This is a genomic window from Priestia sp. JV24 (genome assembly GCF_025910025.1).
Classification (GTDB): domain Bacteria; phylum Bacillota; class Bacilli; order Bacillales; family Bacillaceae_H; genus Priestia; species Priestia megaterium.
The window spans coordinates 541,939-567,381 of the sequence record NZ_JAPCIN010000012.1; the positions used below are offsets into that span (position 1 = coordinate 541,939).

The 25,443-nt window shown below is 35.8% G+C and carries 20 protein-coding genes and 1 pseudogene; 18 read left to right on the plus strand and 3 right to left on the minus strand.

All coding sequences use genetic code 11. The annotated features are described in order from the left end of the window. Positions 1–308 precede the first annotated feature (308 nt). From OK414_RS08440 to OK414_RS08510, 15 genes and pseudogenes are all read left to right on the plus strand, one after another. Positions 309–1,004 (plus strand): Na-translocating system protein MpsC family protein, encoded by a 696-nt coding sequence (locus tag OK414_RS08440; RefSeq protein WP_034653045.1) that lies wholly within the window; start codon positions 309–311, stop codon positions 1,002–1,004. 177 nt (positions 1,005–1,181) lie between these two features. Then, positions 1,182–1,397 (plus strand): hypothetical protein, encoded by a 216-nt coding sequence (locus tag OK414_RS08445; protein WP_034653043.1) that lies wholly within the window; start codon positions 1,182–1,184, stop codon positions 1,395–1,397. Between the two features lie 139 nt (positions 1,398–1,536). Next, positions 1,537–2,226 (plus strand): Na-translocating system protein MpsC family protein, encoded by a 690-nt coding sequence (locus tag OK414_RS08450; protein WP_095379984.1) that lies wholly within the window; start codon positions 1,537–1,539, stop codon positions 2,224–2,226. Positions 2,227–2,343: 117 nt separating this feature from the next. Further along, the gene (locus OK414_RS08455; protein ID WP_263045992.1) at positions 2,344–2,775 is read left to right on the plus strand and encodes an ATP-binding protein; all 432 of its coding nucleotides are present in this window, start codon (positions 2,344–2,346) and stop codon (positions 2,773–2,775) included. 502 nt (positions 2,776–3,277) lie between these two features. Next, positions 3,278–4,666: a PLP-dependent aminotransferase family protein gene (locus OK414_RS08460; protein WP_034653037.1), complete on the plus strand. Its 1,389-nt coding sequence runs from the start codon at positions 3,278–3,280 to the stop codon at positions 4,664–4,666. A 112-nt stretch (positions 4,667–4,778) separates the two neighbouring features. After that, positions 4,779–6,107, plus strand: a complete 1,329-nt coding sequence (locus tag OK414_RS08465; RefSeq protein WP_263045993.1) for an MFS transporter — start codon at positions 4,779–4,781, stop codon at positions 6,105–6,107. 651 nt (positions 6,108–6,758) lie between these two features. Next, positions 6,759–7,523, plus strand: a complete 765-nt coding sequence (locus OK414_RS08470; protein WP_034653033.1) for an IclR family transcriptional regulator — start codon at positions 6,759–6,761, stop codon at positions 7,521–7,523. A gap of 75 nt (positions 7,524–7,598) precedes the next feature. Next, positions 7,599–8,492: a fumarylacetoacetate hydrolase family protein gene (locus tag OK414_RS08475; RefSeq protein WP_263045994.1), complete on the plus strand. Its 894-nt coding sequence runs from the start codon at positions 7,599–7,601 to the stop codon at positions 8,490–8,492. Between the two features lie 110 nt (positions 8,493–8,602). Further along, positions 8,603–10,069 (plus strand): alpha-ketoglutaric semialdehyde dehydrogenase GucD, encoded by a 1,467-nt coding sequence (gene gucD, locus OK414_RS08480; protein WP_034653029.1) that lies wholly within the window; start codon positions 8,603–8,605, stop codon positions 10,067–10,069. Positions 10,070–10,171: 102 nt separating this feature from the next. Next, positions 10,172–11,476 carry an MFS transporter gene (locus OK414_RS08485; protein WP_095379988.1) on the plus strand — a complete coding sequence of 435 codons (1,305 nt, stop codon included), beginning with the start codon at positions 10,172–10,174 and terminating at the stop codon, positions 11,474–11,476. A 308-nt stretch (positions 11,477–11,784) separates the two neighbouring features. Then, on the plus strand, positions 11,785–12,705 hold the full coding sequence (locus OK414_RS08490) for a dihydrodipicolinate synthase family protein (RefSeq protein WP_034653027.1): 921 nt from the start codon (positions 11,785–11,787) through the stop codon (positions 12,703–12,705). Between the two features lie 119 nt (positions 12,706–12,824). Continuing rightward, positions 12,825–14,813: pseudogene (locus OK414_RS08495) on the plus strand (YjhG/YagF family D-xylonate dehydratase). 196 nt (positions 14,814–15,009) lie between these two features. After that, entirely contained in the window at positions 15,010–16,464 is a 1,455-nt protein-coding gene (locus tag OK414_RS08500; RefSeq protein ID WP_263045995.1) for a GntP family permease, read from the plus strand. Between the two features lie 346 nt (positions 16,465–16,810). After that, positions 16,811–18,073, plus strand: coding sequence for a glycoside hydrolase family 18 protein (locus tag OK414_RS08505; RefSeq protein WP_205662607.1), 1,263 nt, complete (start codon positions 16,811–16,813; stop codon positions 18,071–18,073). Positions 18,074–18,192: 119 nt separating this feature from the next. Beyond that, a complete protein-coding gene (locus tag OK414_RS08510; RefSeq protein ID WP_013082624.1) occupies positions 18,193–18,528 on the plus strand; it encodes a L,D-transpeptidase in 336 nt (111 codons plus the stop codon). Positions 18,529–18,675: 147 nt separating this feature from the next. On the opposite strand, the gene OK414_RS08515 is transcribed toward OK414_RS08510, so the two are convergent. The 3 genes from OK414_RS08515 to lgt all read right to left on the minus strand — a co-directional run bounded on the left by OK414_RS08515 (position 18,676) and on the right by lgt (position 22,255). Then, positions 18,676–19,635 carry an aldolase catalytic domain-containing protein gene (locus OK414_RS08515; protein ID WP_016766402.1) on the minus strand — a complete coding sequence of 320 codons (960 nt, stop codon included), beginning with the start codon at positions 19,633–19,635 and terminating at the stop codon, positions 18,676–18,678. Between the two features lie 476 nt (positions 19,636–20,111). Further along, positions 20,112–21,158 (minus strand): YeiH family protein, encoded by a 1,047-nt coding sequence (locus tag OK414_RS08520; protein ID WP_034653024.1) that lies wholly within the window; start codon positions 21,156–21,158, stop codon positions 20,112–20,114. 281 nt (positions 21,159–21,439) lie between these two features. After that, positions 21,440–22,255, minus strand: coding sequence for a prolipoprotein diacylglyceryl transferase (lgt, locus tag OK414_RS08525; protein WP_034653022.1), 816 nt, complete (start codon positions 22,253–22,255; stop codon positions 21,440–21,442). A 260-nt stretch (positions 22,256–22,515) separates the two neighbouring features. On the opposite strand from lgt, the gene OK414_RS08530 reads away from it, so the two are divergent. The 3 genes from OK414_RS08530 (at position 22,516) to OK414_RS08540 (ending at position 25,248) form a co-directional block, all read left to right on the plus strand. After that, positions 22,516–23,097, plus strand: a complete 582-nt coding sequence (locus tag OK414_RS08530) for a MarR family winged helix-turn-helix transcriptional regulator (RefSeq protein ID WP_034653019.1) — start codon at positions 22,516–22,518, stop codon at positions 23,095–23,097. Positions 23,098–23,171: 74 nt separating this feature from the next. Next, positions 23,172–24,200 (plus strand): serine hydrolase domain-containing protein, encoded by a 1,029-nt coding sequence (locus OK414_RS08535; protein ID WP_216874790.1) that lies wholly within the window; start codon positions 23,172–23,174, stop codon positions 24,198–24,200. A 220-nt stretch (positions 24,201–24,420) separates the two neighbouring features. Then, a complete protein-coding gene (locus tag OK414_RS08540; protein ID WP_234943179.1) occupies positions 24,421–25,248 on the plus strand; it encodes a mechanosensitive ion channel family protein in 828 nt (275 codons plus the stop codon). Positions 25,249–25,443: the final 195 nt, after the last annotated feature.

Here is a 25,443-nt window from a genome sequence, read left to right on the forward strand (position 1 = left end):
TTCTACTAAGAAATAAAAAATTCGTTATCTGTCCCGACTGAATAAAAAAATTCCATTCATCATCTTATAATAAATTTCTTTATTGAAAACAGCAATACGAATCTAACGGATTCGTATTTTCCAGTGACATTCCAAATACTTCCCAAGCAATAGAAAGAAGAGGTTTTGAACGTTTATAATTAGGTTAAACATAAGGTAACAAATTATTTTTTATTTATTCTGTATATTTAAATTATTCGTTCGTAGTGGTACAATAAAATGATGGAAAGAAGATATGATGCTTCTTTCTTAATAAAGGATGAAGAAATATGGATATTAAGACTCAGCAAACAAAGCTGGCGAATAATGTGGGCAAATTGTTACGAGATAACTTTGGAAAAGGCCCTGAGGCTGTTCATGTTACGATATATGAACCTTATGTTGTTATTTATGTCAGTGGCTTCGTATCACCTATGGAGCAAGTACTGTTAAACCAAAATGAAGAACTTCAGGTTATGACTACAAGAGAGCTGTTGGTAAAGACTCTTGAACCTCAAATCACTGGGCAAATTAAAGGGATTACAGACCTCGACATACAGCACTTATATTATGATTGGAACTTAGATCACCACTCCGGAATTTTTGTGGGAGTGTGTCTGGACGATTTGAAAGCCGATTTGACTGAGGGGGACCCTTACCCAGGAAAACAAGCAATTCATGATCGAATCATAAAGATGAGTGAGATTGCCCAAAAAGGACCTGAAAAAATTTCTTCATATAAATTAAGCGATCGTACATTGGTCATCGTACGCGAGGGAATACTGGTGGCTATTGAAAAGCAGCTAATTTCGTTAGGTTTTGATGACACCTTACGCATCTCTAAACGTCCTTTGGAAAAAGGAATCTTACGACAAAACGATGACTATGATGAGATATTAAATGCGGACATTCTTGATATTTTTGTAGATTGGGATTTTGAAAAGGATAATAGTATTATTACACTTATCTTAAAACCAAAAAATTAATGAGGCAGTAATGAATTGGACACACTGTGCCAAACATAAGCCGAGGAAGCAAAGGACATACCTTTTCTTTTTCGGCTTATTTTTGTTGTCTAAAAAGAGTAAGTCCTTTTGTAACGGAATAATCCCCTAAAACAGCACCTGAAAATAGGATGTGCCAACAGAAAGGATTTGGTCGGGATGGCTGATAATCATGAGATTGTATTGTTTATGAAAGAGCTTCATCGATTGTTGCAGGATTACCAAAAGTATGACAATGAATTACACAAAGAAGAAATTAGCAAGGATATACTACTTTTAAGTACCATTATCTATGGAAGTAAAATTGGAATTTTAAATAAAAGAAGAATCTTTAAACACAGGAAATACAAAGCTAAACAGAAACCAATCTATTAAAGTTATACTAGTATGCCTCGTTTACACTTTATAAAAAGTGAATTCTTATTGCCGAAAATGATCTTATGAGGAAGAAGGATTTTTCATAAAACATCACGAATAGTATACCTTATGAAACTAGAAACTAGGTGCACCATCTATGGATAAAACGAAACTGGAAAAAGAATTAAGTAGCTATATGGGAAGGTTACTTCGTGAAAACTTTGGAAGAGGTCCTGGAGGTGTATTCACCGTCATTTCTCCTCCTTTTATAACCGTTTATTTTAAAGCCTTTTTATTACCTTTAGAAAAGACTTTGTTAGACAAGGGACAAGTTATCTATGTTCAAAAAACACGTGATTTGTTAATGGAGACTCTAATTGAAGAGATAAAAGGATATATACAATTAAATATACATTTAGATATTGAAGAATTTTATTATGATTGGAATTTAGAGCTGCAGTCTGGGATGTTTATCATGATCCATTCGGATAAAGAAAACATAGCTAATCATTCCTATAAAAATCAGAAATTGCTGCATAAAGAAGTTGAGGAAGTAACTCAAAAAGCAGAAAAGTTCCCTCACAATGTTTCTTCTTATCTATTAGATCAGAGAACACTTCTTATAATCAGGGAAGGTATTATGGTAACTATAGAGAAAGAATTAGTTCAATTAGGATTTGAAGAAAACCTTACTTTGGCTAAAAGAAATCTCGAAAAAAGGCTACTTCATGAACATAGTCAATCGTTAGAAGTAATTTTAGATTCAAAGGTAACAGATATACTAGTAGCATGGGACTTTCATAAAGATAAAAGTACAATTCTTCTGATTTTAAACCCAACTTCATAACGGCATTGATAAGCTAGGCACTGAACTAGATGTAGGCCAAAAAGAAAGGTTATGTAACCTTTCTTTTTGGCCTATTGTTTTTTTACTACTATTAAAATAAAGAAAGTGGTGATAATTATGCTATTTCAATCGGATGAAAGAAAGGAACTTTTAACTGTTGAGATACACACGGAAGTGGATATAGTAGAAGCGCGTCAGAAAGGGCGAATGTTTTCTAACTGCTTAGGCTTCAGCGCACTTGATCAGGCCCGAATTATTACGACTATTTCAGAATTATCCAGAAATATATATAAATATGCCACTACCGGAAAAATTACAATGGAAATAATAGAGAAAAAACCTGAAATAGGACTCAAAATAATAGCTATAGATAAAGGACCAGGCATTAAAAATATTCAAAAAGCGCTAGAAAGTGGCTATACAACGTCAGGAGGGTTAGGCGTTGGTTTATCAGGGGTGAAAAAATTAATGGACGAATTCACCATATCATCTCAAGAAGACCATGGCGTTAACATCCAGGTTATAAAATGGAAAAAAAGAAATAAGTAAAAGGAACACAAGTTAAACTGTAAACATTTATCTACAACAGTAGGTAAAGATTTGTATAGATTTATCAGTAGCTAGACTGAAAAATCTATTTTTCATTAAGCACTATTAAGGTCAAAAAATTTTAAAAAGTTTAAGAAAGAACGGACTTCCTCTTTACAAAAGACTCCTTTATTGAATAGGAGATAGCTTCTAAAAACATCATCCCCTGATGATCCTGCTCTAGGATAAGGTTAAGATATTTCACATGCGTGAGTTGGTACTTTCAGCATGTGTTTCTCCTCTATTAACTCTTAGCAGTAGGACAAAAATGTTTCTTCGTAGTAGTCACAAGAGGCTTAGAAACATGAAAAAAAGGTGTAGAAAAGTATGAATTGTATTTAATCGTTAAAATAATTGATCATAATCAAGCCTCAAAAACCATAGATTCTTGGAAATTATTAATAATGATAATTGTGATATAAACAGTGCAAGTATATAATTGTGTGAAAAAAGGATGGATACTATGCCGATTAATTCGTTTGAAAACTATCCGATGAGCTGGAAACCATCTGTTGATAAAACAAGAAAGCCTATTTACCAAGCCATTGCAGGACAATTGGAACAGGATATTATCAAGGGAGTTTTATTACCTGGAACAAAACTTCCTCCACAGAGAGAGCTAGCCGATTATTTAGATTTAAATTTGAGTACGATTTCAAAAGCATTTAAAGTGTGCGAGCTAAAGGGTTTATTAAGTGCTACTGTTGGAAGCGGTACATTCGTATCGTATGATGCGTTATCCAATGCGTATTTACTCGAAGATATAAAGCCTAGCCACTTAATTGAAATGGGCGCGACACTGCCAGACAATGATTCATACGAGCCACTTCTCCTTCAACTAAAAGATATGCTACAAGAGACTGATTACGAAAAGTGGTTTAGTTATGGGAGGCCAGGTGAAAGTCTTTGGCAAAAAGATGCAGCTGTAAAGCTGATGAGAAGAGGCGGATTCAAAACAACAGTTGATCACATTTTATTTGCAAATGGAGGACAAAATGCAATTGCTGCAATACTAGCGAGTCTTTGTCAGCCTGGAGATCGCATCGGGGTTGATCATCACACTTATCCAGGTTTAAAAACGGTTGCAGCTATGCTTAGTGTGCAATTAGTACCGATAAAATCAAAGAATTATGAAATGAGTCCAACTGCTTTTGAATATGCATGTAAAAATGACAATATTAAAGGCATTTACTTGATACCCGACTATCATAATCCAACTGCTTGCTGTATGTCCGTTAAAAACCGAGAAAGGCTTGCTGTGATTGCAAAAAAATATAACCAATTTATTATTGAAGATGCAACGTATCATCTCCATCATGAGCGACCAATGCCAGCAGTGGCATCATATGCACCAGAACAAGTCATCTATATTGCGAGTTTATCAAAATCAATAGCACCAGGGTTACGACTAGCATATGTAGCAGCACCTAGTCGATTTAAAGAGCCTATTTCAAAGGCACTTTATAATTTAAATATATCAGTTTCACCATTATTAGCAGAGCTAACAGCACGTATTATTGTGTCAAATCAATTTGAACCCTTAGTAGAGAATCATCGTGAACAAGCTATTCTCAGAAATCGAATTGCAAATCAATATTTAGAAAATTACACGTGTTTAGGTATGGAAACTGGTATATTTCGTTGGTTACTATTACCTGAAAAGATTACAGGTGCAGAATTTGAAACATTAGCTGCGCAGCAGGGCGTACAAGTGTATGCAGCAGAACGCTTTGTAGTTGGAAACAGTTGTCCAGACAGAGCTGTAAGAATCGCTATCTGTGCACCAAAAACGATTGGAGAGCTTGAGCAAGGATTGATTATCCTTAAACGTTTACTTAACGACTATTTATAATATTGTTTGCCATACAATTATAATATTGTATGGCTTTTTTATCCATGTTATGATAATCCAAATCTAGTGAGAATATTTTCAAAAATAGAATGAGTTTTCTGAAAGGAAGGTTATGATGGTACACGAGGATCATGTAAAAGCTTCAGACAACCAATCAACTTGTTTACAAGAATATGTTAATTCACCAGAGAAACAAAAAGCTTTATATAAACGCACCTTATTTGTTGTAAGTGTTTCTCAAATCTTTGGCGGTGCAGGATTGACAGCAGGAGTTACTGTCGGTGCACTTATTGCACAACAAATGCTTGGTACAGATGCCTATGCAGGAGTACCGACGGCTCTATTTACTTTAGGATCTGCAGGAGCTGCTTGGTTAGTAGGAAAGCTTTCTCAAAAAAAAGGGCGACGTGCAGGACTTACGACGGGTTTTATTCTAGGGGGAGTTGGAGCGATTGGTGTTATTTTTTCTGCCATTCTTAATAGTATTTTTCTTCTTTTTTTTTCGCTCCTCGTTTATGGATCAGGAACAGCTACTAATCTACAAGCGCGTTATGCAGGAACAGATTTAGCCAAAGCAAAACAACGGGGGATCGCTGTTAGTATGGCCATGGTTTTCACTACATTTGGAGCCGTTGCAGGCCCGAATTTAGTTGATGTGATGGGGAATTTTGCTCTTTCTATTGGTGTCCCAGCACTTGCAGGCCCTTTCATTTTAGCAGCAGTTGCATATATAGTAGCTGGTCTTGTATTTTATATTATGCTGCGTCCGGATCCGTTACTGATTGCAAGAGCAATAGAAGCGAATAAACAAGAACGTAACACTCAAAAAAATTTAAACAATACTGAGCAATCAACGAACAAAAAAGGAGTGGCTGTTGGGGCCACAGTTATGGTCCTTACTCAAATTGTGATGGTTGCTATAATGACCATGACCCCTGTGCACATGAAACATCATGGCCACGGGCTAACTGAAGTAGGAGTTGTAATTGGCTTTCATATTGGTTCTATGTATCTTCCTTCATTATTTACAGGGGTCTTAATTGATAAAATTGGACGAACGGCGATGACAATTGCTTCAGGAATTATCCTTCTTTTAGCTGGGCTGGTAGCAGCTATGGCACCGAGTGATTCAATGGTTCTTCTAGTGGTTGCTCTATCGTTACTTGGATTAGGATGGAACTTAGGGTTAATTAGCGGGACAGCTCAAATAGTGGATGCTACAGAACCATTAACACGTGCGAAAACACAAGGTACTATAGACGTTTTAATTGCTTTAGCAGGAGCTTCAGGAGGAGCTTTATCAGGAATAGTTGTGGCTCAATCAAGTTATGCCGTTTTATCATTAAGTGGAGGAATTCTATCTTTGATATTAATTCCGGTTATCATATGGGCTTATAGGAGTACAGGTGAAAATAAAGTTAAAGTAGGTCAAGGACTTTAATTTATCTGTGGTATGGAAGCTTGGCTCTCAAATAAATGATGTTACTCAAATTTACTTGTATTCTTCCACTTTCGTTTAAATAATAAACTTATTGGCAATCAATAAATTTGTTACCTTTCTTACAGACGATACACTAACATTTCAATCACACGAAAAACCTTCTACCTAACAGAGTAGAAGGTTTTTCGGTTTCAATTATTCATTGAAAATAGGTGTTGTTTTAAGAGATGTTTGGTGAATCCCCCCATGTAAAACTGTTTTAAGACTAAGTTTAATGTTCTCTTTTACTCAGGCAAACGTACACTCGCTATAATTGTGAAAAGCAAACTCCCATGCTAGAGAGCTTGCTCTTTTTACTTCCTAATATATAAATCCTGTTTGACAAAAAACGATCTTTTTCAAGTACACCAAAAACGCACATTTATGATACATAGATTTTGAGTAAGTTTTAAAACAGGAATAAGATATGATTATGAAGGAAAAGAATTGATTATAATCAATTCTCAAAAATCATGACTTGTAATATAGTCTTCTACATTTGAATAAAAAAGTGGTTGACTTTTCAGAATAATTAGTATTATAGTTATATTATAAAATTGTTTGTAATAATAAAAACAAGTTTTATAATATAAAACAAAAGGGTGAAACTCCATGCCTATTATTCAATCAGTAGATCGCGCCCTTCGTATCCTTGACCTATTTGATGAACATACGACAGAATTGAAAATAACAGATATAAGTGATCAAATTGGTCTTCACAAAAGCACTGTTCATTCATTATTGAAAACGCTTCAACAACGTGGCTACATTCATCAGAACCTCGAGAATGGAAAGTATGGACTAGGGATGAAACTTTTTGAAAGAGGAAACTATGTTATTCAGTCTTTAGATATTAGACAATTAGCTAAAAAATATCTGATGGATTTATCAGCAAAAACAGGACAAACTACACATTTAGTCATCTTAGATGGTAAAGAAGGAACGTATATTGATAAAGTTGAAGGTCCTATGGCTGTTATTCTTTATTCTCGCATAGGAAAAAGAATTCCACTTCACTGTTCTGCAGTAGGAAAAGCTTTGATTGCTTTTAAAGAAAAGGATGAACTAGAGAAAATTTTATCTGGGTATGAGTATACTGAGCAAACCGAATTCACCATTACAAATGAAATTGAATTTTTGCAGGAACTTGAAAAAGTTCAAAGTCAGGGTTATGCCGTCGATAATCAAGAGAATGAACCTGGTGTCCGTTGCATTGCAGCACCTATTAGAAATCACGAAAATAAGGTTATTGCCGCTATAAGTCTTTCGACACTTATCGCAGGAGTAGATGACATTCAGTTAGGAATCTTTGTTCAGCAACTGAAACAAGCAGCTTCCGAATTATCAGAGCAGATGGGGTATGGGATACCGATTTAATAAAGAGGTTCCCTTCTCTTTTGTCTATATTAAAAAACTGAGTTTTATATTATAAAACAAATGGAGGTTATTTATATGCGTATTATTCGATATTTAAGTGAAGATTCAAAACCTGTTTTGGCAGCCCTTACATCGGAAGAAACAGTTTACCCTCTTGAGCAGGAAGGGTTTATAGAGCTAATTCATCAAGCGAACGCACAAAAGATTTCTCCTCTTTCTTTTGTTCAAAATATGATTTCTAAGTCTAAGCCTATCTCACAATCTATTGAAGAACTTTCATTACTTGTACCTATTATTGCTCAAGAAGTATGGGCTTCCGGAGTTACTTACGAACGTAGCCGCGATGCTCGAAACTATGAAGCTACAGATGGAAAATTAGACGCTACCACATTTTACGACAAAGTATATGACGCAGAACGTCCAGAAATTTTCTTTAAATCTACAGCTGCTCGCACAGTTGGACCCAATCAGGAAGTTTATATTCGTAGTGACTCTAAATGGCAAATCCCCGAACCAGAACTAGGTTTGATTATTAGTCAGGAAGGTGAAATCCTTGGTTATACAATTGGAAATGATATGAGCTGCCGTGATATTGAGGGAGAAAATCCTCTTTATCTACCACAGGCAAAAATGTGGAAGCATTCTTGTTCTATTGGACCAGCCATTCTCCTCACCGAATCCGTAAAAGATCCATATGACTTTGATATCATATGCCGTATTTATCGCCATGGAAATCTTGCAGTAGAGGGAACAGCTAGTACACGTCAATTAAAAAGAAAATTTGAAGAATTGGTTTCGTTCTTAGTACGTGATAATGAAATTTTTGATGGGACCGTATTATTAACTGGCACATGTATTGTACCACCAAATGACTTTACATTATTAGAAGGGGATCAGATTGAAATTGAAATTCCTAGCATTGGTATATTAAAAAATAGTGTAAGGTTACCAAGCAAAATTTCGGTCTAATTAAATGATTTCAAACTTAATTATTAAACTCAAATTATTTTTTTGATTTTAAATATCAGAAATTTATGAATTTATTAAATTTTGATTCAGATAATATGGAGGGAAATATGATGAATATAACAACAGAAGAGAAAATGTATTTAAACTATATTGATGGAGACTGGGTAACGGGTTCTGTGGAGCAAGTGGATAGCAGTACCAATCCTGCTAATCGACATGATGTAGTCGGTTATGTACAGCATTCTGAAAAAGAAGATTTAGATCGCGCTGTTGCTTCTGCTAAAAAAGCTCAGGTTTCCTGGAATAAACTGTCCGGGGCTGCTCGTGGTGAATATTTGTATAAAGTAGCAAATATGCTTGAGCAGCGCCTAGATGAAATAGCAAAGACAATGACCCGCGAGATGGGAAAAACATTTCCAGAAGCAAAAGGTGAAACTGCAAGAGGGGTCGCAATTCTTCGCTACTATGCAGGAGAAGGTCTAAGAAAAGTGGGAGATGTCCTACCTTCAACAGACTCTGAAGCATTTATGTACACAACCCGTGCTCCTCTTGGGGTAGTGGGTGTTATTACACCTTGGAATTTCCCAGTAGCTATTCCTATTTGGAAGATTGCTCCTGCTCTTATTTATGGAAATACTGTTATTTTGAAGCCAGCTCGAGAAGCAGCAGTTACTGCTGCAAAAGTTATGGAATGTTTTGCAGAGGCAGGTTTGCCACGTGGTGTGATTAATATGGTAACGGGTTCTGGTTCTGTTATCGGACAAGGTATTATTGATCATCCAGATATTAATGGGATTACGTTTACAGGGTCTGATGCAGTCGGTAAACAAGTTGGTTTAGGCGCACTAAAACGTGGTGCAAAATATCAATTAGAGATGGGCGGAAAAAATCCAGTTATCGTTGCTAACGATGCCGATATTGAACAAGCAGTAGAGGCAACTATTAGTGGAGGATTGCGTTCCACTGGACAAAAATGTACAGCTACAAGTCGTGTAATTGTACAAAGTAAAATTTATGATGAATTTAAAGAAAAGCTGATTGAACAAGTGAAAGAAATAAAAGTTGGAAATGGCCTTGAAAAAGATGTTTGGATGGGGCCTTGTGCAAGTGAAGACCAGCTTAACACGGTACTTGCCTACGTAGAAAAAGGTGTTGAAGAAGGGGCTTCGTTAGTTTATGGAGGTAAACGTCTAGTTGAAGGGAATTTGGCTGATGGTTTCTATATGGAGCCTACTATATTCGAAAACGTGACTAGTGGTATGACTATCGCTCAAGAGGAAATCTTTGGTCCAGTACTTGCCCTTATGAAAGTTGAAACGTTAGAAGAAGCACTGAATGTTGCAAATGATGTAAAGTTTGGACTCAGTGCTTCCATTTTCACGAAATCAATTGGGCGTATGCTTTCATTCGTAAATGAGATGGATGCTGGTCTTGTGCGTATCAATGCAGAATCTGCCGGGGTAGAATTACAAGCACCATTCGGAGGAATGAAACAATCTAGCTCTCACTCTCGTGAACAAGGTCAAGCTGCAATTGAATTCTTTACTTCTATTAAAACAGTATTTGTAAAACCGTAACTCCATTCTTTAATCATTGTATGAAATTAAATAATGATAAGGAGGTGCATAACTATCACTTCGTTTGTTTTCATCTATTTTAATTGATTAGGAGATAAACAAATGCAAATTGAAACTAAAGAGCCCGTGCTTTCTACTGCACCAAAAAAAAATTGGAGATGGACGGTTGTAATCTGGTTAATTATAGGTGGGTTTATCAACTACCTAGATAGGGCAAATCTATCCATTGCTGCTCCGCAAATGATGAAAGATTTACATTTAACAAAAACAGATATAGGACTTTTAGGTACAGTTTTTTCCTGGTCTTATGCTTTAATGCAACTTCCTGCTGGTTGGCTAATTGATCGTTTTGGTACAAAAAAGATATATTCAATTGCAGTTTTGTGGTGGAGTGGAGCTACATTTATGATGGGACTCTTTAATAAGCTACCTTCATTTATTATTGTAAGGTTACTACTAGGGGCTGGTGAAGCACCTTGCTGGCCAACAGGTGCAAAAATAACATCTTATTGGTTTCCAAAAAAAGAAAGAGGATTTGCAACAGGCCTCTGGGATTCGTCATCGAAATGGGGTCCTGCTATTGCTCCTCCTCTTTTAGTCGCAATCATGTTGGCTTTTGGATGGAGATCATTATTTTATATTACCGGTATTGCAGGAGTGTTATTTAGTATTGCTTTTTGGATTTTTTATAAAAACCCTGAACATAGCAGAAAACTTTCTAAAGAAGAATTCGAATATATTCAATCAGAAGGTGCTGGCTTTGAGGAAAACCTAGTAAATTCAAAAATTAAATGGAGATCGTTATTTAAATACAAAACTGTTTGGGGAATGATTTTAGGATTCTTCTGTACCATTTGGATTTGGAATATCTTCTTAGTCTTCCTTCCTCTATATCTCGTTGAAGTGCATGGGGTTACGCTTCAAGAGCTAGGCATTTATGCAAGTATCCCGTGGGTGGGTGGAATATTTGGTGCTATTTTTGGAGGGTATCTTACAAAAAAACTAGTAGATAAGGGCATAACGTCTCCAGTTAAGGCAAAACGTGCGCTAATTAGTATCTGTGCTATATTAGCTGCTATTGTGGTGATTTTTGTTCCTTTTGTGGATAGTCTTGCTATGAAAATAACTTTATTCACACTAGCACTTTGTTTTATTTCCGCAATTACAGGAAGTGCTTGGGCTCTTGCTGGTGATATTGCCCCTCCTTCTATGGTTGCATCTGTAGGCGCTATACAAAACTTTGGAGGTTATTTTGGAGGTGCACTCTCACCCTTTATAGCAGGTTTAATTGTAGATAAGACTGGATCTTACTCTCTTGCCTTCATATCAGGTGGTATTATTGCAGGATGTGCAGCACTTTGTTATTGGTTTTTAGTGAAAAACCCTATTCAAGAGAGAGTAGAATAATAAAATGACTATAAATAATGTGATATTAAGGAGGCTAAGCAAAGATTTATAATAACATTGCTTAGCCCATAATAACTAAATTCTTATTAGGTTAATTAAAGCATTTAAAAAGAAACAATTCTAGCTACTACACGTATCTAAAGAGACCCTTTATTAGAAGAAAGTCAATTCTTAACAAATAGAAGATATAGTAATCTCTTATTATCTTTTTGCCAAAATACAAAAAATTATATTTAAACAATTAAGTTAAGTTTTTATATGAGCTTAAAAAATTTGTTTTTATTAAATTTTAAAAGGATGGAAATATAATGAAAAAAACAACAAGGTTTCATGGGGTAATTCCGCCTGTCTCTACAATAGTAGATCAAAATGAATGCTTAGATGAAAAAGGAATGAAAAATTTAATTGACTTTCTAATTGAGTCTAAAGTAAATGGGCTGTTTTTTTTAGGGTCGGGCGGAGAATTTAGTCAAATGTCAACTTCTTTAAGGAAGAAAGTAGCAGAATTTGCAGTTCAGTATGTAAATGGACGTTTGCCAGTTTTAATTGGCACTGGTACTCCAAGCACAAAAGAGACTATCTCACTAAGTATGCATGCAAAAGAAATAGGGGCAGATGGGATCGTAGTTATTAACCCATATTATTGGCCGTTATCCGAGGATAATCTCTTTCAGCATTTTGCTCAAATTGCTGAAAAAGTAGATATGCCCACCCTTTTATATAATTTCCCAGCATTAACAGGCCAAGATTTATCGCCAGAATTTGTTCTTAAACTAGTCGAATCTTATCCTAATGTTGTAGGCATTAAAGAAACCGTTGATGCAGTCTCTCATACAAGGGAAATGATTTTAACTGTAAAGGCTGCCCATCCTGATTTTGCTGTTTTCTCAGGATACGATGATCATTTTTTAAACACGTTATCTCTCGGTGGAGATGGCTCCATTCCCGGCACTGCAAATTTTGCACCAGAGTTTTCTGTAAATATTTATCAATCTTTTATGGACAAAGACTATGCTCGCGCAATTGAATCACATCGTCTATTGTCAGGTTTATTATCCTTATATCAAATAGATAAGCCTTTTGTAAGTGTAATTAAAGAAGCTCTTTCTTTAAGGGGGATAAAAGTTTCTACAAACATGATAGCTCCAGCTCGCGAACTTAGTGAAAGAAAGAAGGAACAAGTAGAACAAATACTAGGCCAGGCACTAGGGACAGAAAAATTTTCATAAATTATTAATGAAAGATGTTTTTTTCGAGGAACCTATATTCTCCAATTAATAGAAGATAGTATGTGCAACATAAAAATATATCTTTTTTTATAAAAAATCTTATTAACGGAGGAATACATATGTCATTGCAATCCATATTTGGCGAAGAGGATGTATCTCTTTATAAAATTCAAACTCATGCGAAGGGAGCAGATGGTTCACTCCCACTTACACCCGAAATGTTGCTAGATTCACCAAGTGGTGACCTTTTTGGATTATCACAAAATGTTGGTATGGGCTGGGCACCTTCAAATCTACTTGGAAAACAAGTTCTAATTCTCGGTACTCAAGGTGGAATCAGGAATCATGATGGTACTCCAATTGCATTAGGCTATCATACTGGGCATTGGGAAATAGGTTTATTAATGAAGGCATCAGCCCAAGAGATCAGTAGACAAGGTGGCGTGCCCTTCGCAGGGTTCGTAAGCGATCCATGTGATGGGCGCTCCCAAGGAACTGCTGGTATGTTTGATTCCCTTCCTTTTCGAAATGACGCGGCTATAGTTTATCGAAGATTAATTCGCTCACTGCCTACTCGCAGGGCAGTTATTGGAGTAGCTACATGTGATAAAGGTCTTCCAGCAATGATGGTAGCTCTGGCATCAATGCATGACTTGCCAACTATCATTGTCCCTGGAGGTGTTACTCTTCCACCTACAAATGGAGAAGATGCAGGAAAGATTCAAACAATTGGGGCAAGATACGCAAACAACGAAATTACTTTGCAAGAAGCTGCTGACCTTGGATGTCGTGCTTGTGCTACACCGGGAGGAGGATGCCAATTTCTTGGGACAGCTGGTACCTCTCAAGTTGTTGCGGAAGCTGTTGGAATGGCTTTACCCCACTCAGCACTAGCACCTTCAGGCCAGTCAGTATGGATGGAGATGGCTAAGCAATCAGCACGTGCAGCTTTAGAAATGGAGAAGAAAAAGATTTTCACCAAAGATATAATTACAGATAAAGCTATAGAGAATGCTATGGTCATTCATGCAGCTTTCGGGGGTTCAACAAATTTATTACTTCATATTCCAGCAATTGCTCATGCAGCTAATTGTAAGATACCTACCGTTGAAGATTGAACTAGAATCAATAAAAAAGTTCCTCGTTTGGTCGATGTACTACCAAACGGTCCTGTAGGCCATACAACTGTTAAGGTATTCTTAGCAGGTGGAGTACCGGAGGTGATGCTTCATTTGAGAAAATTAGGTGTTTTGCATGAAGATGTACTAACAGTTACTGGAGAAACTCTTGGTTCAAACCTCGATTGGTGGGAAAAATCAGAAAGACGTGCAATTATGAAAAAACAATTGTTAGAAGCTGATGGAATCAATCCTGATGATATTATTATGGATCCAGCCAAAGCAAAAGAAAAAGGTCTAACTTCCACAGTTACATTCCCGAAAGGAAATATTGCCCCTGAAGGATCAGTAATTAAATCAACTTCTATTGATCCATCTGTGGTAGGAGAAGATGGGGTATATCGCCATATAGGAAAAGCAAAGGTCTTTACTTCAGAAAAAGCAGCCATAAAATCGATTAAAACAGGAGGCATAGAAGCAGGAGATATAATGGTGGTTATGGGCGGTGGTCCTTCAGGAACCGGAATGGAGGAAACATATCAATTAACATCGGCACTAAAACATTTGTCTTTTGGAAAACATGTCTCCTTACTTACAGACGCGCGTTTCTCTGGTGTCTCTACTGGTGCATGTATCGGACATATTGGACCTGAGGCATTAGCTGGGGGACCAATTGGAAAATTGCGTGATGGAGACATAATTGAAATCATTATTGACCGTAATCAATTAGTGGGTTCAGTTAATTTTGTTGGAACAGAGAATACGAGACTTTCTTTAGAAAAAGCAACTAAAGTCCTGCAAGAACGTGACCTTCATCCAGAACTAAAACCGGATCCGGGTCTTCCAGATGATACTCGTTTGTGGGCTGCGCTTCAATCGGTTAGTGGAGGAACGTGGCGTGGAAATATCTATGACACAGATCGAATTATTGAGGTTCTAAAAGCAGGCGTAGAAGCATTAGACAAAGAAAAAACATTAGTACAGAATTAACCTATTAATATTAATTTAATTTAGGGACTTAATTGAAAGCGTTTACCAAAGGGCGTTTTTTCGAATAATTGTACTTTATGACTAGTAAACAAAATAGCATAAGCGTCCTAGAGTTACTTACTAATTAAAATATAAAGTTAGTGTTTCAATAAGTGGAGCAAGTAAAAATATTTTAATTATTTTTTGGAGGTATATCATGCCATTATTTATAGTAGCGATTGGGATTATTCTGTTGCTAATTTTGATTACTGGATTTAAATTAAATACATTTGTTTCATTGATAATTGTATCTTTTGTTGTATCTTTAGCACTTGGAATGCCTATGGAAAAGGTTGTCACATCCATTGAAGCTGGATTAGGAGGTACACTTGGTCATATAGCTTTAATATTTGGGCTTGGTGCAATGCTTGGGAGATTAATTGCTGACGCAGGGGGAGCTCAGCGTATCGCCATGACTCTAATTAACAAATTTGGAGAAAAAAGAATTCAGTGGGCTGTTGTAGTTGCTTCGTTTATTGTAGGTATAGCTTTATTTTTTGAAGTAGGATTAGTTTTATTAATCCCAATTGTATTTTCGATTGCGAAAGAATTAAGAGCCTCTATCTTGCACTTAGGTATTCCTATGGCTGCAGCTTTATTAGCAACTCATAGTTTCCTTCCCCCACACCCAGGACCAACAGTCATAGCTGGTGAGTATGGTGCTGACATTGGATTAGTTTTACTCTACGGTATTATTGTTGCAATACCAACCGTCATTATAGCAGGTCCTTTATATACTAAGATGGCTAAAAAAATTGTACCTGATGCATTCAAGAAGACGGGTAATATAGCTTCTTTAGGTGAACAAAAAACATTCAAACTTAACGAAACACCAGGTTTCGGCATAAGCGTATTAACTGCAATGTTTCCTGTTTTATTAATGTCTATATCTACAATTCTAGATATGATTCAAAAATCAGTAGGATTTGAAGATGATACAACGATTGAAATAATTCGTCTTATAGGAAACCCTTCATCTGCAATGTTGATATCTTTAATTCTTGCATTTTATACAATGGGAATAGCAAGAAATACTCCTATAAAAGAAGTTATGAACTCTTGTACATCATCAATTGCTGCAATTGGTATGATGCTATTAATTATTGGAGGTGGGGGTGCCTTCAAGCAAGTACTAATTGATGGTGGTGTAGGAGATTATGTAGCAGAATTGTTTAAAGGAACTTCAATGTCACCTATCATACTTGCTTGGGTAGTTGCTGCGTTATTACGTATCTCTTTAGGGTCAGCCACAGTTGCGGCTATATCCACTGCAGGATTAGTTATTCCAATGCTGTCTCAATACGATGCTAATTTAGCCCTAGTCACTCTTGCAACGGGAGCGGGAAGTGCAATTTGCTCACATGTTAATGATGCAGGATTTTGGATGATTAAAGAATATTTTGGATTAAGTATGAAAGAAATATTTTCAACATGGACAATACTTTCCACTATTACTTCCATAGCCGGATTAGGGTTCATTTTGTTATTAGATGCATCCTTAACTATCTCGATAATGTTAATAATTTCCATTAGCCTAGTAGCAATGTATTTCAGTATTTTTAACCAGCCTTTCAAGCAATCTAAGGATAAAAGCGATGTTTTGGATGTATAAAGGTATATATATAAAGCCTTTAAAAAAATAAAAGATTAAAAAGGCAGCCAAATATTTGGCTGCCTTTTTAGCAAAATCGCACAACTAGACTATGCTTTTAATTACCTCTACTTTATGATCCAATCCCAGTTGTTATACTAGCTTTGATCATATTCGGTATTTCTCTGTATAGAAGAAATGATCCATCGTTTTCTGTATGTAAGGTAACCATTTAGATTGTTTTATAAACGCCTGCCTCTTTATGTTATATAAACAAACAATCCTCATATACATTTATTGAATGGCTTCTTTAAACTTGTCACGAAATAAAACATAAGTTGATAAAGATTACATAGGAGGAGAAAACATGTTTGTTCATATAGTTCAACCTGGTGATACCCTGTCTTCAATAAGCAGTAGATATGATTATCCCATTGCGCAGCTTAGGAGGGTAAATGGGTTAGAAGAAACAAATATTGTTCCAGGTCAAGCCTTACTTATAGCTTCTTATGTGTACACAGTTCAACCTGGTGATACGATGAGGAGTATTGCTAAAAAAGCTTATGTATCCTTAGAACAATTAAAAGGAGCTAATCCTTCAGTCCATTATAATTATTTGCAGGTGGGAATGAAAATGAAAATCCCTAATATATCAGACTATATTGCAGGTACACTGGAGTATTATGCCGTTCGAAATCCAGAATTAGATCGCGATTTAATTACTGATTTTGCAACTTATTCCTCGTCCATTTCTATCTTTGAATATCATTTTGGCACCAATGGAGATATTATGAATGATTTAAACGATTTAGTAGCAATTGAAACGACTTGGAAAAACCGAGTTACACCGTTAGTTACGATTACTAATCTAACTTCTGAAGGGTTTAGTTCTGATCTTGCCCATCAAGTTTTAAATAATCCTCAAGCAAGAAACAATCTTGTTAATAATATTTTTTATTTAGTATCTAGAAAAGGATACGGCGGGGTGAATATTGATTTTGAACGTGTAAAGGCCGAGGATAGAGATTTTTTTACAGGATTTTTACGTCAGCTGGGTGAACGTTTAAAACCTGCAGGGTACGTACTGACCATAGCGGTTCCAGCGAAGACAAGCGAAGATATTCCTTGGTTAAAAGGATATGATTACGGGGGAATAGGTGCCGTTGTTAACTATATGTTCATTATGGCATATGATTGGCATCATGCAGGCAGCGAACCAGGGCCTGTTGCACCTATTACTGAAGTAAAAAAAACAATAGAATTTGCGATAAAAAGTGTTCCGCGAAGAAAACTTATCATTGGAGTCCCTTTGTATGGATATAACTGGTCAATTCCTTACAAGCCCGTCACAGTAGCATCTGCTATATCCAATCAAGATGCGATTAAAACAGCGATGAAATATCAGTCTCCCATCCAATATTCTAAGGAGTATAAATCACCATTTTTTCAGTATAGAGATCAAGGGGGACAGATGCACGAAGTATGGTTTGAAGATGTAAGAAGCATGAGTGAAAAAATGGTGTTAGTTCGTAAATTTGGTTTGCAAGCAATAGGAGCTTGGCAATTAACACTTGGATTTACGCCAGGGCCTTGGCTTTTAAAGAAATTTTTCACTATTAGAACGGTATAAATAGCACTAATTTTTATGAATCAATTTAGATATTTTTCAGTTAACAGTTATTCGATATACGTGGTTAATAATAAAAAAATTCTATTTATATTAACTTATAAGAGATTGGAGGTAGTGCTATGGCAAAAAGGATAGATGTCTCAATAAAGCAGCATCAATTAAAACTATATGATGGAGCTAAATTAGTAAAGACATATCCGATTGCTGTAGGGAAAATGATTACTCCAACTCCAACCGGAAAATTTAAAATTATTAATAAAGATACTACCCCTCCAGCTGTATTTGGTCCCTTATGGATGGGACTGTCAAAACCTACATATGGAATACATGGGACTAATGATCCAGCTTCTATTGGCAGAGATATGTCACATGGATGTGTCAGAATGGACAATGAAGATATTCTAGAACTTTCCTCTGTAGTTCCCATTGGAACGCCGGTTTACATACATAAATAATAGTTTAAGAAGAGTGTGACTGTTTACATTTAGTTAATTGTCGAGATCGAGGTTATCAAAGTTTAAGTAGATGCTATACAATCACGGGCTCTTTGTACGAAAACAAAAAAGTACCCCGATTAACAGAGGTACTTTTAGCATTTTAACTTATTTTGATGCTGGAGACGTAGTAACTTCTGGAGACGTTACTTTGTCATAAAAATCTACGAATTTGTCACGATCCTCGCTATCACGGTAAGCCATAGCAACACGTGGATGTTCATTCAGTACACCAGAAATCATGTAAGGAATGATATACCCCCACTCCCACTTTTGACGCATTTCAAGCATATGTTTTTCAATTACTCCAAGAATCGGCTTCATCTCATAGCTTGGTTTTGGGATGTAGCTAACAAGCAGCTCTGTGTTACAGTTACCAGCTGCACGGCCCATACCATAAACAGATGAATCAAGGAATGTAACTCCATTACGCATCGCAGTTAATGTATTAGCAAAAGCTAACTGCATGTTGTTATGCGTATGGATCCCAAGCTGTTTGCTAGGAATCATAGCTTGGAACTTTTTCACTTGATGCTCAATATCCGCAGGGTCTAGGCTTCCAAAGGAGTCAACGATATATACAACATCTACGGGGCTTTTCTTTACCATTTCAAATGCTTCAATAAGCTGATTTTCCGGTACGCTAGACAGTGCCATAATGTTAAGTGAAGTCTCATAGCCCAAATCGTGAAACATTTTTATAAGCTCTAAGCCTTTATCTACTTCGCGAATATAGCATGCCACTCGAATCATATCTAACATACTTTGTTCACTCGGCAGAATGTCGTTTGGATCTACGCGCCCAATATCTACTAAGGCAGATAGCTTCGTAAACTTTTTCTCAGGGATAATTTCTTTGAGAAAGTTATCGTCAAGAAATCTCCATGGATTGGGCTCGGTTGCTTGAAGAAGCTTAGGTGAATTTTTATAACCGACCTCCATATATTCAACGCCGGCTGCGCTTAGGCCGTTATATAAGTCTTGCACAAATTCAACACTAAAATCCCAATTATTAATTAAACCTCCGTCACGAATGGTACAGTCTATAATTTTGCTATTATGTCCCATGGTAGTTGTTTCCTCCTATGTATTCTATTTATATAAATATTGTTTTAAACTTTATCGCTTTTATGCTTTTAAGTGTTAAACTCTCCTATTGTGTTTATACCATGACTAATTCAGAGGCGTCAATGTATTTTCTAAATGTTTCACTGCTTTACTGCATTTCATGGTAGGAGATGCTTCGGCTTTTTATCCGCTTGATGCTCTTAAAACAACACCAAGTTCAGCACTACAACCCCTAGTATATACAAACACAACCTTTATTACATCACTACTTACTGCAATAAAGATTGTTTTTTAAGTGAAACTGTTTATTAGGGAGGGAACTGCCATTAGTATCTAGATTATAGGTTTAGATTGCTCTATAATTAATCCATAAATTTGGGAAGAAATTTAAAACCTGAGAAATAAGAAACTTTTTTTGCATTAACAGTTGTATAGGAAATATTAGTTGTTACTTAATCATTTTAATTTACTTGTCTTTACATCGTCCAAAACGTAAGAAATGATAAGAGTATAGAGGTAATAAACATCGCAATCAACGGCTTTAATGCTTTTGTTCGAAGAGCTTTCAAACTTACATTTAACCCTAGCCCGACCATAGCCATTGTTAAAAGAAAGGTAGTTAGAGTTGAAATATCATTCATGATCGTCTTAGGTATTATAAGGTGCTTACCAACGACATAACTCCCAAAAATACTCATGATTATAAAACCTATTAAAAACCAAGGGAATTCAATCTTGGTATCCTTTTCAATTTTTCCTGTTCGCTTCATCCAGTACATTAAGATAAAGCTTAATGGCACAAGTAAGAGCACTCTGCCTAACTTAGCCAACAGTCCAATAGCTAGAGCATCGCGTCCAGACGGTGCTGCAGCTAGAGCTACATGGGCAATTTCATGGAGACCTACGCCTGACCAAATTCCATATTGAATATTTGTTAAATGTATATAAGGTCTTAAAATGGTATATCCAATCGCAAATAGGGTTCCCACTAAAGCAATAACACCAGCTCCGATAGCTGTATCTTCTTCTTTTGCTTTTACAATTGGAGAAACAGCTGCAATAGCTGCAGCACCGCATATTCCTGTTCCTATCCCTAAAAGAAGGGATAAACCGCTATCAGCCTTCATCCATTTGGCTAGAAAAACCGTTAAAACAATCGCAAATACAGCCGTTCCCACATCGCGAAGCACCAATCCTAACCCATGATGAATAACAACATCAATATTAAGCTTTAGTCCATATAAAACAATCGCATAGCGCAACAGCTTTTTAGAAGAAAACTCGATTCCAAATCTTATTTTTTCAGGGTACCCCCAAATTTGACGATAAATGACTGCTATTATAATTGAACAGGCTAGTGGACCAATATGATCGAATCCCGGGACTTTCGCTAATCCATAAGCCAGTAAAGCAAAAAGAAAAGTAAAAGCAATTCCTCCGGCCCATAAAGAAACATTAGATGACGTCTGGGCATTTGTTCGTGAGAATAGAGTCCGTTTTTGGGCTTTATTTATATTTAACATACATTTCATCTCCAATATGAATTCTTATCAAGTGCAGCTTCACACAAGAAGAGTATACTTTAACTATAAAAGAAGGTTTATTATTAGTAAAATATATATAAATCATAATTTCGATTAAAAATATTAATAACTAATGCGTAAAAGCAGCAAGTTGATCTTCAGATTCACTGAAAATCAACTTGCTGCTTTTATTGGTTTTTTAGTTCTCATTACACGTTTTGATATCTGAAACATAGTCCATCAACTACTAATTTTACAAAACTGCATAAAAATATCGGTTCTTATGAGAGAAAGACAGCCTTACTAGTTGCCAAGCCTTTTTTGCGTCTATACCATAGCAGAATCAAGCTGCCTAGCACACAAAGGAAAGAAACTAATTGAGCTATTCTGATATGAGAGGTTAACATTAAGCTATCTGTACGCAGTCCTTCTATAAAAAATCTTCCTATCGAATACCATAGCAGGTAAGTAAGAAAGACTTCGCCTCTTTTTAACAAGGATTTTCTTAGTACGATTAGAACAAGCACACCTATTATGTTCCAAAGTGATTCATAGAGAAACGTAGGATGATAGTAAGTTCCATTTATATACATTTGGTTAATAATAAAATCAGGCAAATGTAAAGCTTCTAAGAACTGACGTGTAACAGGTCCGCCATGTGCTTCTTGATTCATGAAGTTTCCCCACCGGCCAATAGCTTGGCCTAATAATAAGCTAGGAGCTAAAACATCAGCCATTTTCCAAAAAGAAAGATTCTTTTTTCTGCAAAACCATATAGCTGTTAATACAGAGCCAATAATTCCACCGTGAATAGCTATGCCTCCATGCCAAATTGCTATAATTTCGCCTGGGTGGTCTTTATAATAACTCCATTCAAAAAGTACGTAGTAAATTCGAGCAGTAATGATAGCAATGGGTAGTGCTAGCAGAAGTAAATCAGAGATGGTTTCTGAAGAGATCCCTCGTTTCTTTCCTTCTTTCGAGGCTAACAAGAAGCCTAAGAAAGCTCCTATTCCTATGATAATTCCATACCAATGGACTTCAAGTGGACCAAGATGGAAGGCGATAGGGCTTAAAGGTTGTGTGTGTTGGTTCATGTCTTTTCTCCTTTACTTCATATCGATTTTCTTACATTTTTTAAGAGTAGTATTAAATTAGAGTGCCTTTTTAGTATATCTAATTGGATAAAGAAAGGACAACTTTTGCTTACGAACGATCATGATTTCTTTGCCTACTTTAGTGTAACAGAATAATCTCCTTAGAATAGTCAAAATTAAAATAGACAGTACATTGACTTAATTACCAAAATATACTATTCTCATTTTAGACAATACACTGTCTAAAATGGAGGGTGAATATGGATATTTATAAAGAGCTTTTCTTAATGCAGCAAACTTACGCTACCTTATTTTCTCTGGCAAATAAAATTCAAGTAAAAGGTGATAAATCTCTTGAACTTTTAACATCAAGACAGCATATGGCTATGGTGGCAATTGCTCATTTACCTGAAGATGAAACAACGTTGAATAATATTGCTAGAAAATTAGGAACTACAAAACAAAGCGTCAAACAGTTAATTACCATTATGGAAAAGAAGGGTTATGTTGACGTAGTTCCTAGCAGTAAAGATAAGCGTGCAGTTAACGTAAAAATTACAAAAGCGGGAAAAGAAGCACTGCTTGTTGTCTCAGAAAAAGGAATTTTCTTTTTGGAAGAACTTTTTAAAAAGTTCTCAACTGAAGAGTTGGAAATAATGTGGAAGCTTTTGAAGAAACTCTATAGCTTCGATGGGGAAGAACATGATGGATTTGAAGAAGAAGGCAACATCAAAATGGATGATGATCACGATGAATTACAGTTGAGAGTAATAGGAGAACTTGAAAGTCGAAGAGTTCAAGCAATTGATAATATGAGAAAGAATATAAAAAAAACTCGATAGGCTAATCTAACTTAAAGCATATCGATTAATCCTTTTAAAATTTTAAAAATAAAGGATAAGGGAGAGCAATCATTATGTTTGAAATCAGCGATGAAACATTACGATTAATTAATAAAACCTGCAAAGGAAAAAAGCACTTGAAACTAACCGTTGGCTACTTAACGGACAATCAGTCTATTATAAAAGTCTATAATGAAAGCGGTGAAATTGACTCGGCAAAAAGATATCATTATGAAATTGGTTCTATTACGAAAACTTTCACTGTATCGCTGTTATCAAAATACATATTTGAAAACAAGGTGTCGTCAAACGACTCTATACAAAAATACATAAAAGAACTTAAAGAAGATACGTGTTATCCTACATTGCTCCGCCTCGCTACTCACTCTTCTGGATATTCAGGAAGCTTACCTTTAAATAAACGGGAATATTTTAAAATAATTTTAGGTGTGATTTTTGGAGGAAGCGATTTGAATAAAAATAATCCGTTGCACATGGATTTTAACAAAATGAAAATGCTAATTGAAAGAACTAAATTGAAAGAAGTAGATTATTCGTGGAAATATTCTAATTTCGGTATTTCACTTATTGGATATGTGTTAGGAACTGTTTCAGGCAAAGGATATTGGGACACTATGAATGACTTTCTTCATAATGAGCTTAGACTAAAGGATACTTATTTAGGTACTTCAAATAATAATTTACAAGGTTATGACCGCCAAAATAATGATTGCGGCAACTGGCAGTGGGACAAAGAAAACTTTATATCACCGGCGGGGGCAGTATCCTCAACGGCTGAAGATTTACTTGAATACGCAAAAATAAATATGTACGAAGATAAACCATATCTTTCTTCTTGTCATAAAAAACACGGTAATGGAACAAAGAAATTTGATATGGGTCTTGGATGGTTGCTTTTAAAGAGAAATAATAATGTAATGTTGCACGGCGGTGGAACAGGATGCTTCAGCTCATTTTTAGGGATTGATAAAGAAAATAAAGTTGCGTCCGTCGTTTTAGCTAATTATAGACTAGGTAGAAATAATGATGAACATATAGGAATGTCTTTATTAGAAAGCCTGCAAAAGTCAAAAGATATATAAGAATAGTCTACAAAAAAACGAAGAAAATTAGTCTATTACAGTTCACCTTACCTCTTTACTCTCAATTAATTGAGAGATTATCATCAATATACCGACCTTCAAAAAGCATAGATACCGCTTCTTTTTTTGATGAAACCGTGCTATTATCATTAAGGTTTATAAAGAACAGAAAATTTGTGTCTTTACGTACATTCTTTTGGTATAGTGTTAGAAATAAGGAGTGGGTAAGTTGGTTTTTACTGAATTCTTCCAGCAGTTTCCCGTAAAGGTTTTAACGGTAGCGCTGTTGATTATACTTATCGTTTATTTTATTCGCAAATTCATTAAGCTTTTCTTTGATAAAACGAGCTTTTTAGATGAAAAACGAGAAGAAACCTTAATGCATTTTTCTAATCAGGTGACAAGAGTAGTAGGCCTGGCTTTTTTCTTTATTTATGTGCTTAGCCATTTCTTTGACTTCGGAAAGATTCTCACTAGTTCAGTAGTGTTGGCCAGTGCCCTGGCAATAATCCTCCAGCATATTATTCGTGATTATATAATGGGACTGACTTACTTGTTTGAACGCCAGATCCATCACGGAGATTATGTTATTCTCAACGGAAACCGCCAAGGAAAAATAGAAGAAATCACCATGCGCTACTTAAAGATTCGCCAGTATGACGGCTACCTCTATACCGTCTCATATAGCAACATTACGGAACTTCAGAACGGAACCCGAGGAAGACGCCGGGTAAATGAAAGTCTTATTCTCAACTATAGGCAAAACCCGGACGATGCTTTTAAAGTAATGGAGCAAGTAGCACAAACATGTAACGAGAAATATGGCCAGTATTTGCTGAAAGATGTGAATGGAATTCCTATAGAAAGTTTTCAATTCAATCAAATTACTGAACTGAACGTAGGTTTTAAAGGTCACCAATATTCATTATCAGGCCTTGTGAAGGAAGCTGATTTTGTAGAAGCGGGTCAAAAGGTGAGATATGAACTCGCAATGGCTGCCTACAAAAATGACCTAATGATGGCTGAAAGCTTCGAGACAAGCCATTAAAAATAAAACTCGTATATTGTTTATATACAAGCTTTTATACTTAAGATAAAAACACCCTTTTAATTTTTAAAAAGGGTGTTTTTATTTTTAAAAATATCTATTAAGTACTTCTCCAGTACAGATTAATTATCTGAAACGGAAAAAATTAATTAGTATATCTAAATTATTCTTCTAGCGACATGGTAAAATTAAACA